We start from the raw sequence: 15,585 nt of genomic DNA on the forward strand, positions 1-15,585 counted from the left end.
GGCCGGTCCTCGCCTCAGTGTGGAGGGGAGCTCGACAGGGCGCCGCGGCAGGCGGCCACGTAGCGACGCAGGTCGTCGGCCTCGTCCGCGGTGAGCGGTGACAGCATCCGCTCCTCCACGGCGTCCACGTCCGCGCGTACGTGATCGAGTAGCTCCCGGCCCTCGGCGGTGAGCCGCAGCACCCGCCGCCGCCGGTCACGCGGGTCGGGGTGTCGCAGGACGAGACCGCGGCCCTCGAGAACACCGACCATGTCGGCGGCGCTCTGGTCGGTCACGAACGCGTTGCGGGCGAGCTCGGCCGTGCTGAGGTCCGACCGGCGCTCCAGAACCGTCAACGCCGTGTACTGCAACGGCGTGATGGACACCGGACGCAGCACCTCATCCAGCCGGGAGCGTACGGCCAGCTCCAGCTGCTTGACCAGATAGAGCAGGGACGGCCGCGCCCTGGCGCGGACGTCGCCGGAGGCGGCGGGGTCGGTCACCTGCCCATCTTCCCCGATCGCGGCGGCATCGGGAAAAGCCAGGAAACCTGTACATCAATAGTGATACGTGACACAGTCTCACGTTGGCAGCATCCGGGTTTCCCCCTTCCTGGAGACGCAATGAGCGAACGCAGTGAGCGAATGAAAGAGCACGCGCACCTGGTCTCTCCTCCGACGAAGGAGGGCTCATGAGCGAACGCAGTGAGCGAATAAAAGAGCACGCGCACCTGGTCGCTCCCCCGACGAAGGAGGGCTCATGAGCGATCTCACCGCCGCACCGGCCGGCCGGCACGCGATCACCACCCCCTCCCTCACCCCCGGCACCCGCGCCGCCACCGCCCTCGCTGTGCTGGTGGCGCAGGTCGGGCTCGCCATCCCCGCCGTCCTCAACGGCCTGTTCCAGCAGGACCTGCACACCACCTCCGCGCAGCTCACCTGGATCTCCGACGCCTTCCTCGTACCGGTGACCCTGCTGGAGCTGAGTTTCGGCGCCCTCGGCGACCTCTTCGGCCGCAAGCGCCTGCTGATCGGCGGCAGCCTGCTCATGGCCGTCGGTGAGCTGATCAGCGTGCTCACCCCGTCGGCCGGCACCTCGAACACCGCGGCCATCGCCACACTCTGGACGGGGCAGGCGCTGACCGGCATCGGCGCCGCGGTCCTCTTCCCCACCTCGCTGGCGATGGTGGCCGCGGGAACGCACACGGCGAAGGACCGGGCGCGCGGCATCGCGGTCTGGTCCGCCGCGCTGTCGTCCGGAGGGTTCGTGTCCCCGCTCCTGGGCGGGCTGGTCACCAAGATGTCCTGGGGCGACGACCCGACGGCGACCTGGCGCTGGGCGTTCGTCGCCGTCTTCCTCCTCGCCCTGGTGAGCGCGGCCGTCGCCGTGACCGCCAAGAACTCCTCCGCACCCGAGGGCCGCTCACTCGACTGGCCGGGCCAGATCACCGTCGCCGTCTCGTTGTTCGCGCTCCTGTTCGCCGTCATCCAGGGCGCCACGAGCGGGTGGTCGAGCCCGTGGGTGATCGGCGGGTTCGTCGTCGCCGTCGTCTTCTTCGCCGCGTTCATCGCCGCCGAGCGGCGATCGCCCGCTCCGTTGCTGCGGCTGAGCCTGTTCGAGAACCGGGCCTTCGCGGTGAGCTCCCTCGTGACCGTACTGGGCATGTTCGCCTTCCTGGGCACCGCGTACTCCACCAGCATCCGGCTGGCGGCGATCCAGGAGTTCTCGCCTCTGGAGACGGCCATCGCGTTCGTCCTGTTGCAGGGCTTCGCACTGGTGCTCATGCCGGTCACCGCGAAGACGATTCACTCCTACAACCCGCGCTGGGCGCTGGGCGCCGGCTTCCTGCTGATCGCCGCCGGGGACTTCTGGATCGCCACGCAGTCGGCCACCGACCGGTCCCTGTGGCCGATCGTCGCGCCGCTGGTCCTGGTCGGCGTCGGATTCGCGTTCGCGCTCTCCGGCGTGACCGCCGTCGCGGTCAACACCGTGCCCAACCACCTCGCGGGCATGGCCTCGGGCACGACCAGCCAGCTGCGCGACTTCGGCTTCACGCTCGGGCCCGCGGTCATCGGTGCGATCGCCTTGAGCGCGGCTGCCTCCGAGATCCAGCACAAACTGCGTGACAGTTCCGCGCTTCAGGCGGCGATGGAGAAGTTCAGCGCGGGCGCCCCGCCCGAGGCCGTCGGCGCGGTGAACTCCGGCCCGCTCGGCGCCAACGCCGTCGCGGGCAACCCGATCCAGAACGTCGCCTTCCACGCCCTCGACCACGCGTACGCGATCGGCTACGTGGTCTGCGGCGTCTCCGCGCTCGTCGCCGCGGTACTGGCCGCGGCGGGAATGCTCGGCGGCGCGGCGCGCCGGCCCCTGGTCACCGAGGAGTCGCTCAACGACTGACCCTCCCGCGACCAGTTTTCTTCTCGCCGGCCGTCTTACCTGACGAAGAGTCGATGAAGGTACGACGGAGGAGACGACCATGCTGCTGGTCACTGGGGTGACGGGGTTGAACGGTTCCGCGGTGGTGCGTGAGCTGGCGCGTGAGGGGGTCGCCGTACGGGCGATGGTGCGGGACCTCGCCAAGGCGCGTGGAGCCGAGGTGCCGTCCACGGTCGAAGTGGTCGAAGGTGACATGCTGCGCCCGCGGACGCTCGGGCCCGCGCTGGACGGGGTGGAGCGCGTCCTGCTGATCTCCGCGGCGAACGAACGGCTAGTGGAGGCGCAGACCGGCTTCATCGACGCCGCCAAGGCGGCCGGCGTCGAGCACGTCGTCAAGTTCTCGGGACGCGCCTGCGACCCCGAGTCGGGTTTCCGGTTCGCCCGGATGCACGCTGAGATCGAGCGGTATCTGCGGGTGTCCGGGATGCACTGGACGATGCTGCGCCCCAGCGCGTTCATGCAGGTGTACTTCCGGGAGGTGCCGTCGATGACCGGCGACGGCGTCCTGTCCCTGCCGATGGGCGACGCCTCGATCGCGCCCGTCGACGTCGCGGACATCGCGAAGGTCGCCGCCGCCCTGCTCCAGGGGAAAGGTGAGGCCGACCGCCGTTACGAGATGACGGGGCCGGAGTCGCTCACCCTGGACGAGATCGCCGGCACCGTCTCCTCGGTCATCGGCAGGCCGGTGCGCTACGTCGACGCCGACCCCGTCGCGCAACGGGAGGCGCTGCTGGCGGCCGGGCTGGCCCCGTTCTTCGCCGACGCCCTGGACGAACTGTTCGCCGAGCGCCGCAAGGGCGGTGATGAGGCGCGCGTGGAGCAGTCCACCCATGAGGCGTTCGGCGTGCGTCCGACGACGTTCGCGGAGTTCGTCCGCAAGCACGCGGCGGTCTTCCGGGGCGAAGCGCGGCCGGCCAACCTGTGGGCGGCGGGCTGGCTGCCGTCCGACCGGTGAACGAGGTCGACCGGGGCGCGTTGGAGGAGCAGTTCACGCTGCTGAGGCCCGAGATCACCCGGCACTGCTACCGCATGCTGGGGTCGCCGTTCGACGCCGACGACGCCGTCCAGGAGACGATGTTGCGCGCCTGGCGGGGGATCGGCGATGTCCGGCGCCGCGAGTCACTGCGGTCCTGGCTCTACGCGATCGCGACGCGTGTGTGCCTGGATCAGTTGCGCCAGGCCCGGCGCCGGGCGTTGCCGATGGACCTGACCGAACCGGCGCCCGGCCCCGGCCCGCTCGGGACGGTCCGCCCGGCCGGCACCTGGGTCGAGCCGCTGCCGGACCTCTGGGCGCTGCCCGCCGATCTCGACCCGGCCGAGATCACCGTGGAGCGCGAGTCGATCCGGCTCGCGTTCGTCGCGGCACTGCAGCGGCTGACCCCGATGCAGCGCGCCGTGCTGCTGCTGCGCGAGGTCATCGGCTGGCGCGCACGCGAAGTCGCCGACCTTCTCGGCGTGACCGAGAACGCGGTGAACGCGCTGCTGCGGCGTGGCCGCGCGGCCATGCCGTCGCCCCGCCCGGCCCCGTCCGAGACGGACCTGGACGGTGAGCGGCGCGCCCTGCTCGGCCGTTACATCAGCGCGTTCGAGCGGTTCGACATCACGGCGCTGGTACGGCTGCTCCACGACGACGCGACCCTGTCGATGCCGCCGTACGCGCTCTGGTTGCGCGGCGCCCCTGCGGTGGTGTCCTGGCTCAGGTCGCGGGAGGCGGTCTGCCGTGGGGGTGCGCTGGTTCCCGTCCAGGTCAACGGCGGCGTGGGCGTGGCGCAGTACCGGCGCGACGACTCCGGCCTGCGCGCGTTCGCCCTTCAGGTCGTCGAGACCTCGGCCGGACGCGTCACCGGCCTGCACGTGTTCCTGCTCCCCGAACTGTTCCCGCTCTTCGGCCTCACCGAAAGGATTCCCGACCAGAAAGCACACGGATAGGCGCGGCGAAAGAGGCGGGCGAGCAGCTGATCGACCGGAGCAGCGGGCGGCGACTGTTGCGGACACGCATGAACATCGTCGGGTTCGACACGTACGCACGGCCATCGACAAAGACGGCTCTCCTGGCCGCGACCGGGTGCGTGACCGAGGGAGTGCAGGGCTCACGCTGCACCAAGCCGCGACTCTTCGCGGTTAACTGGTGATCACGAAGATGAGATGGCTGGAGTCGACCGCTCCGGTTTGTGTTTGAGCGCGGTCGAACTTCTAACGTCATGGATGTGCCGGCGCGGAGCCGGCCACCACGGCGAAGGATCAAGGAGTCAGGATGACCCGCGAAGAGAAGTACGAGCACGGCCTCAACGTTCTGCGGCAGATCGACGGCGAGGCCGGGCAGAAGGTCGTCGACTCGCTCGCCGACATCTCGCCCGAGCTCGCCCACCAGGTCGTCGCCTGGGGATTCGGCGAGATCTACGCCCGCCCCGGCCTGGCCCCGCGCGACCGGCAACTGGTGACGCTCGGCATCCTCACCGCGCTCGGCGGAGCGGAGCCGCAGCTCGAAGTGCATATCAACGCCGCGCTCAACGTCGGCCTGACGGCGCAGGAGATCGTCGAGGCGCTGCTCCACTCGGCCGGCTACTGCGGCTTCCCCCGGGCCCTGAACGCGACGTTCGTCGCCAAGAAGGTGTTCGCCGAACGTGGCCTGCTCCCCGTCGAGATGTGAGCTCGCGGCGGCACCGCCGTTCCGCGGCTCGTGTCTCGCCGGTTCGGCCCTTGGCCAGGCATCGGCGAGCCGTACGACGGCCCGGTCACGCAGCCGTTCGAGCTACGCCAGTAACGCCTTGATCTAGGCCTCGTCCAGCAGGTCGCGCGAGCTCGCCTCACCCGCGACGAACTCGGCCGAGGCGTTACCGCCGGGCGGTGGGACGTTGCCGTTGACCAGGAAGTAGGAGAGCAGACCCGCGATCTCCTCGCCGTGCCGAGAACCGCTCCAGTTCCCGCCGCGCGGTGGCCGCGCCGAGCGCGTAGGCGCGCTCGCCGGTGGTGGACCGGTTGAGCGGGCCGTCCAGGGCCATTGCCCGGATCCGGCGGGGGGGAAAGTGCCGCATGGTGCTGCCCGACAGCACCGGCGCCGACGAACGTCAGCACGCTGATCCGCTCTTGTCCCAGCACCGCCCGCACCGCGTCCCGATCACGCCCTTGGGCGTCCACATCGAGGTGGCGGACCAAGGCGCCGCTGTTCGCGCGGAGCCGGCGTACAGTGCCCGGTTGTCCTTGACCAGATCGGCGTACTCGGCATTACTGCGAGGGAACATGTCTACCGGACCGTGGCCTTACCGCAGTCCAGCGCGGTCGTGTCGGCCCGGCCTCCGGATGTGCGGCCGACGCCATTCGAGACCTCATTGTCGAATCGCGCCTCGGCGTGACGCGTCAGGGTAGGCGCGACCTCAACGTTGCCTGATCATCGCCCGTCACCCTGAGATAATGCCGTTCCCGCTGGAAGACCGGCGTCCGGCCGGCCGTGCGACGTCGATTGTTTTGCGTTCGTACTCCCTGTGGGTATATCGAGGTACTACCGCGCGATGACGCTTTCTCCATCGTCGAATCCGTAGAGTTCTCGACCTGGGCGCGGCGCTTTGGCCGCCGGATCTCGCAAAGGGTGACATGCGACTCGTGAAATCCCCCAGAACAGCGGAGCTGGCGGCGGTCGAGCGGACGCTGCGCGCCGCGGCGTCCGGGCAGGGCGGTGCGCTCCTCATTCGTGGTGAGGCGGGCATCGGCAAGACGGAGTTGATCGGACGGGTACTGGACAGGGCGGAGGGGCTGCGGCGACTCCGCACCGTCGGAAGGGAGTTCGACACCGAGCTCCCGTTCACCGCGCTGCACGAGCTCTGCCAGCCGCTGCTTCCCTACCTGGAGACGCTGCCCGGCCCGCAGCGGGCCGCCGTGGAAGTGGCCTTCGCACTGCGGGACGGCACGACGCCGGACCGCTTCCGGCTCTCTGTCGCCGTGCTCGGCCTGCTGTCGGCCGCCGCCGAGGAGCAGCCGATCGTCTGCGCGGTCGATGACGCGCAGTGGCTCGATCCCGCCTCGGCACAGGTCCTGGCGTTCGTCGCGCGGCGCGTCGAGCACGATCCGGTCGCGTTCCTGTTCGCGGTCCGGGAGCCCGGAGTGCCCGCCCTGCTCGACGGGCTGCCCGAGCTCAGCCTCACCGGGCTCGGCAAGGAGGACGCGCTCGCGCTGCTGACCTCCCGGCTGCGTACGCCGCTGGACGAGCGGGTTCGTGACCAGATCATCGCCGAGGCGCGCGGCAACCCCCTGGCCCTGCTCGAACTGCCGCGGAGCGTGGGCACCGCGGAGCTGGCCGGCGGCTTCGGTCTGCCCAACGCGCTCCCGGTGCCCGCGCGTATCGAAGCCGGGTACCGCGAGCGTCTGGCCACTCTGCCCGAGGACACCCGGCGGCTGCTCCTGCTGGCGGCGGCCGAGCCCCTCGGCGATCCGGTGTTGCTGTGGCGGGCGGCCGAGGAGATGGACATCCCATCGGAGGCCGCCGACCCGGCCGCGGCCGCCGGCCTGCTGGACATCGGCGTCCGCGTGCGGTTCCGGCATCCGCTGGTCCGGTCGGCGATCTACCGGGCGGCAGCACCGGAGGATCGCCGCACCGCGCACCGCGTGCTGGCCGGCATCACCGACCCGCTCGTGGACCCGGACCGCCGGGCGTGGCACCGTGGCCAGTCGGTGCTTCTGCCCGATGAGGGCATCGCGGCCGAACTGGAACGCGCGGCCGAACGGGCGTCCGCCCGCGGTGGCATCGCCGCCGCGGCCGGGTTCCTCGAACGCGCCACGGTCCTGACCCCCGATCCGGCCCGCCGGGCCGAACGCGCCTTCGAAGCGGCTGACCGTAAGCACTGGGCCGGGGACCACGAAGCCGCGGCCGGCCTCCTGGCCACCGCCAAGGCGGGCCCGAACGACGAACGGCAGCAGGTGCTGATCGAACTGCTGGCCGCGAGAATGTCGATCGGCGCCGGACCCGGGACCAAGGATCCGACCGCGGCGCTCGAAGGGGCGCAGAGGCTGAAGGCGTACGACCGGCAGAGGGCCCACGGGGTCTTCACCGCCGGGTTCGTCACGGCGATGCGCGCCGGCCGCCTCGGACGTCCGGGGCTGTTGGCCGACACCGCACGTCAGCTGGCGAAGACACTGGAGGAGTCGTCCGGCGAGTACCCGAAACTGCGGAACCTCTTGCTGAGGGCACTGATCAGCCGAGAGACCGAGGGATACGCGAAGGCCGTTCCGTCATTGCGGGAGGCGGTCGGCGCCTATCTGTCCGCGAGCGAGCAGGGGGATCATTACCTCCACTGGGCCACGCTGGCCGCCGCGACGGCGATGGACCTGTGGCAGCACGACGACTGGCGCACGCTGTGCGAACGTCAGGTGCTGCTCATCCACCGCACGGGCACACTCCTCGCACTGCCGAGCGCGTTGCACTATCTCGCCTACGCGCACATCCTCGCCGGTGAGTTCCAGGACGCCGAGGCACTGGTCGCGCAGGCCTTCACGTTCGATCCCAGCGGGAACCCCAGCGGCCCGCCGTTCGGAGATCTGCTGCTCCGGGCCTGGCGCGGTGACGAGGAGGGGACCGCCGCCTTGGCCGAACGGGTGACCGACTCGGCGCGAAAGAGCGGCGAGGGTCACGGCCTGTCGGTGGTCGACGGCGCGAACGCCGTGCTCTTCAACGGCATCGGCCGGTACGACGCCGCCTATGAGGCGGCCGCCGAGGTCTGCCAGTACGACGAGGTCGGATTCCTCTCCTTCATCCCGCACGAACTCGTGGAGGCCGCCGCGCGCAGTGGGCGGCATCGGCTCGCCAAGCCGGTGCTGGAGAGGTTCGCCGAGCGAACCGACACGAGCGGCACCGACCTGGCGATCGGCCTGCAGCTGTACGCGCGTGCCCTACTCGCCGACGACACGTCCGCCGAGGATCTCTACCGGGAGGCGATCGACCGGCTGTCCCGTACGAGCGCCACGGTCTACCTCGCCCGCGCCCATCTGATCTACGGGGAGTGGCTGCGCCGTACGGCCAGACGCGGTGACGCCCGGGCCCAGCTGCGCATCGCCTACGAGAAGCTGTCCGGGATGGGCGCCGCCGGCTTCGCCGGACGTGCCGCCCGTGAACTGTCCGCCTGCGGTGAGCGCCCGCACCGGCCCGCCGCTTCACCACGTGACCTGCTCACCCCGCAGGAGCTCCAGATCGCCCGCCTCGTCGCCGGCGGCGCGACCTCCAAGGAGGCCGCCGCACAGCTGTTCCTGAGCCCCCGCACGGTCCACGCCCACCTGCGCAACATCTTCAAGAAACTCGGGATCACCTCCCGCCTGCAACTGCGCGACCTGCGGCTGGACTCGCCTGAGGGCTCTCGCCAGGCTCAGGACCCGCATCCCGGGGACGGCCCGGAGGGATCCGACGATCTTCGTGAGCCGGAGCATCCGGACGACGGCGTCGTCGGCGAAGCCGAGCCCGAGAACCGGCGCGATCCCGGTCGCCTCTGAGCGACTGCTCGCACGCGAAGGTCCGGCGGCGCCGGCTAGGCAATGCCGACCGCGTGAAATAGGCAACGTTGCCGATATCCCCCGCCGACCTGGCGAAGCCACACTCGATCCATGCCTGCCCTACGGCTCGGCGAGCGTGCCGCGCACCGGCGGTTCCGTCCCGCTGCCGAAGACCGACGGGCGGGACGAGAACCGTGCGGGCACGCGACCGGCCGGGAGCCGACCGCCCGCCCCCGTACGGCCTCTGACGACCTCTTCTGTGTGAAAGGCGGCCTGCCATGGCGAATCCACCATCGGTGACCGTGGGCGGAGTGACGTATCACGTCACCCCCGAGTACCTGGCCAACGCGGCGTCGGACACGAGCAACACGGCGGAACAGATCCGCACGCAGCTGGCCGAGCTCAAGACCTACGTCAACAGCCTCGAAGAGGTCTGGAGGGGCATCGCGCACAACCGCTTCACGGCGCTGATGGCCGAGTACGACATCCTCGCGAACATGCTGCACGACGCGCTGGCGGGCATCGCCGGCGGACTGCACGGCAACTACGTCAACTACCGCGACTCCGAACAGCAGAACATCACCAACCTGCAGAACATCGAGGCGGGCATGCCGGGCGGCCACACCGTCGTGGCCAACCTGGGCTGACGACGTCCCCACGGAACCGAGGAGAGCGGAACATGGCCGATATCGACGGCAGTGACATCTACGTCGGCGAGGGGCTGGGGGCCGCCGGCGGCGTGATCAACGCGCGCGCCGGTCAGATCGCCGGTGAGCTGGAGGCATTGAAGAGCAAGCTCGCGCCCCTGCAGGACGCGTGGAACAAGAGCCAGGCGGCGGACTACTACCAGGGCCTGCAGCAGGAATGGAACATCGCCGCCGAGGGACTCTTCGGCCCGGAGGGGGTCCTGGGAGAGATAGCCCAGGCCATGAACGTCAACTGGGGCAACTACACCGACGCGGAGTGGGCGAACATCCAGACCTGGAAGCACTGACCACGGCCGCGGATCCGATGAAATCGAGAAGGCGAGGTTCCTCCGGTGGCCGATGAACGGTGCCGGATCACCGTCGTAGGCGAGCGCAGGAGCGTCGACCTGGCGGTGCCGGCCCACACACCGATCGTGGAGTACGCCCCGATGCTGGCCGACATCTGCGGGCAGGCGGACTCGGACGCGATGCCTGCGGCCTGGTCGCTCGCGCCGGCCGGGGGTGCTCCGTTCGAACCAGGCCAGTCGCTCGGCGACGTCGGCGTACTGGACGGCGAGACGCTGTACCTGCAGGACGTGCTCCAGGGCGAGTGGGACGGCCCGGTCGCCGCCGAGATCGCCGAGCAGGTCGCCGAACTCGACGATGACGGCATCGAGTGGAACGCCCGGACGCGGGCGTACACCACGCTCGTTCTCGGGCTTCTGATCGCGATGGCCGGGGGCGGCACGCTCGCTGCCGGAGCGTACGACGTGCCCGCGTTCGGGGGGGAGTTGTTCGCGACCGGCCTGGCCTTCGCGGCGCTCGCCCGGGTGGCAGAGGCGAAGGCGTGGCCGGTGCCCAGAGGGCTGCGGCTGGCCTTGGCCATGGCCGCCTGCCCGTTCCTGGCGTTCGCGGCCCTGGCGTGGCCGTTGCCGGGCGCGGAGTCCCTGGCCGCGGCCACGGGCGGCGCGTCCGTCGGAGCGTTCGCGGCCTATCTGGCCGCGCCGGCGATCACCACACTGGTGCTGCAGCTGATCTGCGGGCTGGTGATGGTGCCGGCGGTCGCGCTCGCGGCCTTGGGCGCCGATCGGACCGAGTCCGCAGCGGTGGTCGCGGTGGCGGCGTTCTTCCTTCTCGGCGCGCTGCCGAGGATCGCGGCGCAGGCGGCGGCGGTGCCGCCCGGACCCGCGCAGATGGATGACGTCGAGGTCACGGTACGGCGGATCCAACGGCTGCTGATCTTCCTGAACGCGGTGTGCTGCCTGGCGGTGGCCGGCTGCCTGGTGGTGCTGAGCGGTTCCGATGACTGGTTCGCGCTCGGGCTCGTGCTGTGCCTGAGCCTGGCACTGCTGTGCCGCGCGAACTCGTCACGGCTACGCGCGGTCGTCGCCACCGTCCTGGCCGGCGCCACGACCGGTCTGACGGCACTCACGCTGCGGGCGTCCGGTCACGTCCTTGGGCCGCACGGTCACCTGACCGCTGCGCACGTCCCCGGTTGGTCGGCTCCGCTGGCGACGCTCGCGGCCGGATTCCTGGTGATGTGGTGGGGGCTGTTGCTGTGCTTCCGCAGCTCCCTCCAGAGTGCCGACTTCGCCGAGCGGTGGAACTGGCCGGGACCGGTCGGCGGCTTCCTGGGCGCGCTGAGCGTGCCGCTGGCCGCCGGCGTGTTCGGCGTCTTCGACGTGCTCATGAAGGCCGGCGGACGGATGTGACGCGGTGCTGACGAAAAGGCTTTCGCGGGAGCGGGTGGCGCCCGGCTGGGGAGCGCACAGCACGATCGGCGCCGCCGTGCGCGCCGCCGCCGAGGGCACCGTCGTCTCGGTGCACCCGGGCGACTACAAAGAGAGCCTCGTCCTGGACCGGAACGTCACCGTCGTCGCGGAGAAGGGGCCGGGCACGGTACGGATCACCGCGTCCCACGGTTCCGCCGTCACCGTGCACGGCGGCCAGGTCGTCCTCCGTGACCTGACCATCGCGTCCGCCGTCCCGTCCGACGCGGCGATCCTCATCCGCGGCGGAACGCCGGCGCTGCACGGATGCGAGATCACCGGCCGGGTCGAGGTCACCGGTGACGCCGTGGCCACGCTCGGGGACTGCGACGTGCATGGCGCCGGCGGGGCGGCGATCAGCCTGACCGGGACGAGCCGCACGGTGCTGGAGAACTGCACCGTGCGGTCCACCGGCGGCGACGGCGTCACGGCCGACGACGAGGCCCGCGTCGAATGCACCGGGACCCTCATCGAGGACGCCGGCCACCGCGGCGCGCACCTGGCCGGGGCCGCCCGCGGGCGTTTCACCCGCTGCGAGGTGCGCGGCACCGGCGCCGCCGCCGTCCACGCCGAGGGCGGGTCCGCGCTGGTGCTGCGCGACTGCCGCCTGTACGACACGGGCGCCCAGGGCCTGCGCCTGAGCGGTACGGCCGGGCGGCGCGCGCCCGCCGACGACGGTCGTGAGCGCCCGCGCGACGCCGCGTCGGCCGAGGAACCCGACACGTCCCGGTCGCACGCGATCCTGCTCGGCCGGTGCGAGATCTTCCGCACGGCGGGTGCGGGCGTGCTCGCCGAGGACGAGGCGGCGGCGGTCCTCGACGCCTGCCACGTCCACGACACAAGGCAGGCGGGGATCCTCGTCAGCGGGACCGGCGACCTGGAGCTGGACGCCGTTCGCGTCGTCGATGTCGCCGACAGCGGACTCGCGGTGACCGGCGGCGCCACCGTCCGCGTACGGCGCGGGGTGATCGCCCGTACCGCGGCCAACGGCCTGTACGCGGCAGGCGAGGCGGACATCGCGCTGTCCGACCATGAGTTCCACGACACCACGTACACGGCCGTCCACCTCGCCGGCGGGGCGCGTGCCGCGCTGACCGAATGCCGGATCCGTGACACTCCCGAGTACGCCGTCCGGGTTTGCGAGCGAGCCGAGGCGACTCTGGAGGAGACGCGGATCCAGGACGTCGGGATGACCGGCGTGTTGGTGGAGGGCGGTGACGCGGTGCTGCGCGGCTGCCGGGTCTCACGCGCGCAGACCGCCCTCGACCTGCGGACGACCCACCGGCCGTTCGTGGCCGACTGCGAGATCGGCGACATCGCCGAGATCGGGATTCAGGTCGGCCCCGGCGGGGGAGCCGTCATCGAGGGCACACGCATCGAGCGCACCGGGTCGACGGGCGTTTTCCTGGACACCGGCAACGTCGTGCGGATCGACGGCTGCACGATGACGGACGTGAACGGCACCGGCCTGTACGCCGGGGCCGGGTCCCGGCCGCGTGTGCGCGACCTGACCGTCGAGCGGCCCGCTCGCAACGGCGTGTTCGTGGCGAAGAAGGCGGCGGGTCTGTTCGAGGACTGCCGGATATCCGGCGCCGGGTATCCGGCGATCTACGTGGAGGCCGAGGCGGTCCCGCTGCTGCGCCGCTGTTTCGTGTCCGGCGGTGACCACGACCTGGTGGTGTGCGACGGGGCGGAGCCCGTCATCGAGGACTGCGGGTCGGACGGCGTCCGTGACGCCGTCCTGCCGCAGGGCGGTGGCGCCGCGACGTCCGCGCGTACGGCCACGGCCGTCCGCCGATCGGCGAAGGGCGGCGGCTCCGGAACCGCGATCGAGAATGACCCGGCCAAGGTGCCCGAGGAGCGGCTCGAGGAGTTGCGCGCGGAGCTGGACCGGCTGGTCGGCCTGGACGGCGTCAAACATGACGTCATCGGCCTGACCAAGCTGATGCGGATGGTGAAGGTGCGCCAGGAGGCGGGGCTCCCGCCGCCGCCGTTGTCGCGGCATCTGGTCTTCGCCGGGAACCCGGGCACGGGCAAGACGACGGTCGCACGGTTGTACGGCGGGTTCCTGCACGCGCTCGGTCTGCTGGAGCGCGGTCATCTGGTGGAGGCCGGCCGGAGTGACCTGGTGGGGGAGTACGTCGGGCACACGGCGCCCAAGACGCAGGCGGTGTTCCGCCGGGCGCTGGGCGGGGTGCTGTTCATCGACGAGGCCTACTCGCTGGTCCCGCATGGGCAGAGCAACGACTTCGGCCAGGAGGTGATCTCCACGCTGGTGAAACTGATGGAGGACCACCGCGACGAGGTCGTGGTGATCGTCGCCGGCTATCCGGGGGAGATGCGGCGCCTCCTGGCATCCAACGCGGGGCTGGGCTCCCGGTTCACCCGCACCCTGACGTTCGAGGACTACGACTCCGCGGAGCTCGTGCGGATCGTGCGGTACCACGCCGACCGGCACGAGTACGAGTGCCCCAAGGAGACCGTCGAGGCGCTGCACCGGTTCTTCGAAGAACTTCCCAGGGGTGAGCAGTTCGGCAACGGCCGCACCGCCCGGCAGGTCTTCCAGCTGATGACCGAACGCCACGCCCTGCGGATCTCCGACGACCTCACCGCCGAAGATCCCGGCGATCTGACGAATCTGCTCCCGGAAGATCTGCCATCGGTCCAGGCGGTCTGAGGACCGACCCCGGAGATCGGCCATCGAACAGGAGGAAGCGTGAGCGATCCGATTACCTCGCAATACGACCAACACCCCTTCGATCCGAACGACCACAGCCACGACAACGACCCCCCGCCGAACCTGGGGAACACCGATTCCCCTGAACTCAAGGTCGCCTGGGACAAGCGCCCGTCCTTCAACGCGGCGCCGAAGGACATCAAGGAGGGGAATAGCGGCAATGCGGAGACCAAGGACGCCGGCGGCGACGCGCAGGATTTCTCGGTCAACTTCGGAACACTCGGCACTCAGGTCACGTCGATGCTGAACCAGGCCAAGAGCCTGGTGACCCAGTACGAAAGCCTGCGCACGCATGTCCTGGCCTCGGAGGGGTCCGTTTTCGGGCAGAACTCCATGCTGCCGGGCACGAAAGGCGTCTACGACTCGTACTCGAAAACGTGGACCGCCGGTGACGACACCCCGTCACCCACGGTCTTCGCGGAGCCGGCGAAGGAGTTCGCCGCGAAGATGAATCCCGCTCAGGAGAAGGGGCTGCAGGGGATTGGCGCCGCGCTCGAGCTCGTCGGCGAATACATCGCGCTCGTGAACCACTCGGGCCAGGTCTACTCCGCCGCCGACCGGCAATCGCTGTTCCCTGCGCCGCCGTCCAAAGGGGTCACCGGCTGACGCGTCGGCGACACCGCATCGAATCGCCCGGACTCGGGTCCGGCTCGTTCAGACCATCGGATGAAGGAGGACATCGTGGCGGATGCCGGCGAAGGGGGACAGACCGCGAGCGGCACCGAATTCGGGGTCGCTCTACAGGCGTTGTCGAACGCCATTGCCACCGTCCGGCGGGAGCGGGACAACATCTCCGGAACGCTCGATCAGATCGAATTGAAGACGCGGAATCTGAGCGCCTACTGGTCGGGCCCCGCCTACGACTCGATCGACCCGATAACCACGTGGTACACCAACGCGACGACCGATCTGATGGGGATTCTCGAGGAGATCATCACTCGGATGCAGAAGTCCTACGACAATTACCATAACGCCGAGTCGCAGAACACGGCGAATGTTACACCGGTCTGACCCGCGCATCTGAACCAGGAGACCTCAACAATGTCCACCGCCGACTATGACCATGTCAAAGGTATCGCGATCGGTCCGTGGGGGATCAACGACACGGCGAAGACACTGCACGATCTGTCGCAGAACGTCGCGGATTCCGTCGGCCGGATCGGCACCACCCTGCAGTCGCTGGTACTCAACGACTGGATGGGCAAGACCCAGCAGGAAGCGGATGATTTCAACACCCGATGGGCCGCGGTCATGGGAGAGGTCTTCGGCAGCCACGACAAGCCGAATGACGGCGTGCTGAACGCCTTGGCCAGCGGAATAGGCATCGCCGTGAACAACTACGACAAGGCCGAGTTCGGCCTCGTCGACGTCTGGAATCGATTCTCCGGCAAGTTCGGCGACGGCAAGAGCGACGATCCGCCGTCGAAGAACGCGCCACCGGACGAGTTGGACACGAACAAGACCGCCATCACGGCCGACTACCCCTCGCACAAGTCCTGATCGC

13 protein-coding genes are annotated in these 15,585 nt (G+C 70.2%); 12 read left to right on the plus strand and 1 reads right to left on the minus strand.

Annotated features, from left to right (window positions below; translation table 11 throughout):
* Window positions 1–14: 14 nt before the first annotated feature.
* Window positions 15–482 carry a MarR family winged helix-turn-helix transcriptional regulator gene (locus QSK37_RS41270; RefSeq protein WP_285632393.1) on the minus strand — a complete coding sequence of 156 codons (468 nt, stop codon included), beginning with the start codon at window positions 480–482 and terminating at the stop codon, window positions 15–17.
* Window positions 483–738: 256 nt separating this feature from the next.
* On the opposite strand from QSK37_RS41270, the gene QSK37_RS41275 reads away from it, so the two are divergent.
* The 12 genes from QSK37_RS41275 to QSK37_RS41330 all read left to right on the plus strand — a co-directional run bounded on the left by QSK37_RS41275 (window position 739) and on the right by QSK37_RS41330 (window position 15,581).
* On the plus strand, window positions 739–2,376 hold the full coding sequence (locus QSK37_RS41275) for an MFS transporter (protein ID WP_285632396.1): 1,638 nt from the start codon (window positions 739–741) through the stop codon (window positions 2,374–2,376).
* 79 nt (window positions 2,377–2,455) lie between these two features.
* Window positions 2,456–3,370 (plus strand): SDR family oxidoreductase, encoded by a 915-nt coding sequence (locus QSK37_RS41280; RefSeq protein WP_285632399.1) that lies wholly within the window; start codon window positions 2,456–2,458, stop codon window positions 3,368–3,370.
* Window positions 3,367–4,344 (plus strand): RNA polymerase subunit sigma-70, encoded by a 978-nt coding sequence (locus tag QSK37_RS41285; protein WP_285632402.1) that lies wholly within the window; start codon window positions 3,367–3,369, stop codon window positions 4,342–4,344. Before QSK37_RS41280 ends, QSK37_RS41285 begins: the two co-directional genes overlap by 4 nt.
* Before the next feature lie 325 nt (window positions 4,345–4,669).
* Window positions 4,670–5,065 carry a carboxymuconolactone decarboxylase family protein gene (locus QSK37_RS41290; RefSeq protein ID WP_285632405.1) on the plus strand — a complete coding sequence of 132 codons (396 nt, stop codon included), beginning with the start codon at window positions 4,670–4,672 and terminating at the stop codon, window positions 5,063–5,065.
* A 941-nt stretch (window positions 5,066–6,006) separates the two neighbouring features.
* On the plus strand, window positions 6,007–8,889 hold the full coding sequence (locus QSK37_RS41295) for an ATP-binding protein (protein WP_285632408.1): 2,883 nt from the start codon (window positions 6,007–6,009) through the stop codon (window positions 8,887–8,889).
* Window positions 8,890–9,167: 278 nt separating this feature from the next.
* Window positions 9,168–9,536, plus strand: a complete 369-nt coding sequence (locus tag QSK37_RS41300; RefSeq protein ID WP_285632411.1) for a WXG100 family type VII secretion target — start codon at window positions 9,168–9,170, stop codon at window positions 9,534–9,536.
* A gap of 32 nt (window positions 9,537–9,568) precedes the next feature.
* On the plus strand, window positions 9,569–9,883 hold the full coding sequence (locus QSK37_RS41305) for a WXG100 family type VII secretion target (RefSeq protein WP_285632414.1): 315 nt from the start codon (window positions 9,569–9,571) through the stop codon (window positions 9,881–9,883).
* Between the two features lie 45 nt (window positions 9,884–9,928).
* Window positions 9,929–11,287 (plus strand): EsaB/YukD family protein, encoded by a 1,359-nt coding sequence (locus tag QSK37_RS41310; RefSeq protein ID WP_285632417.1) that lies wholly within the window; start codon window positions 9,929–9,931, stop codon window positions 11,285–11,287.
* 4 nt (window positions 11,288–11,291) lie between these two features.
* Window positions 11,292–14,021 carry a right-handed parallel beta-helix repeat-containing protein gene (locus QSK37_RS41315; protein WP_285632420.1) on the plus strand — a complete coding sequence of 910 codons (2,730 nt, stop codon included), beginning with the start codon at window positions 11,292–11,294 and terminating at the stop codon, window positions 14,019–14,021.
* Window positions 14,022–14,060: 39 nt separating this feature from the next.
* Window positions 14,061–14,687, plus strand: a complete 627-nt coding sequence (locus QSK37_RS41320) for a hypothetical protein (protein WP_285632423.1) — start codon at window positions 14,061–14,063, stop codon at window positions 14,685–14,687.
* 60 nt (window positions 14,688–14,747) lie between these two features.
* Window positions 14,748–15,092 (plus strand): WXG100 family type VII secretion target, encoded by a 345-nt coding sequence (locus tag QSK37_RS41325; protein ID WP_285632425.1) that lies wholly within the window; start codon window positions 14,748–14,750, stop codon window positions 15,090–15,092.
* Window positions 15,093–15,122: 30 nt separating this feature from the next.
* Entirely contained in the window at window positions 15,123–15,581 is a 459-nt protein-coding gene (locus tag QSK37_RS41330; RefSeq protein ID WP_285632428.1) for a hypothetical protein, read from the plus strand.
* Window positions 15,582–15,585 lie beyond the last annotated feature (4 nt).

Origin of the sequence: Actinoallomurus iriomotensis (assembly GCF_030269445.1) — a bacterium.
Classification (GTDB): Bacteria; Actinomycetota; Actinomycetes; order Streptosporangiales; family Streptosporangiaceae; genus Actinoallomurus; species Actinoallomurus iriomotensis.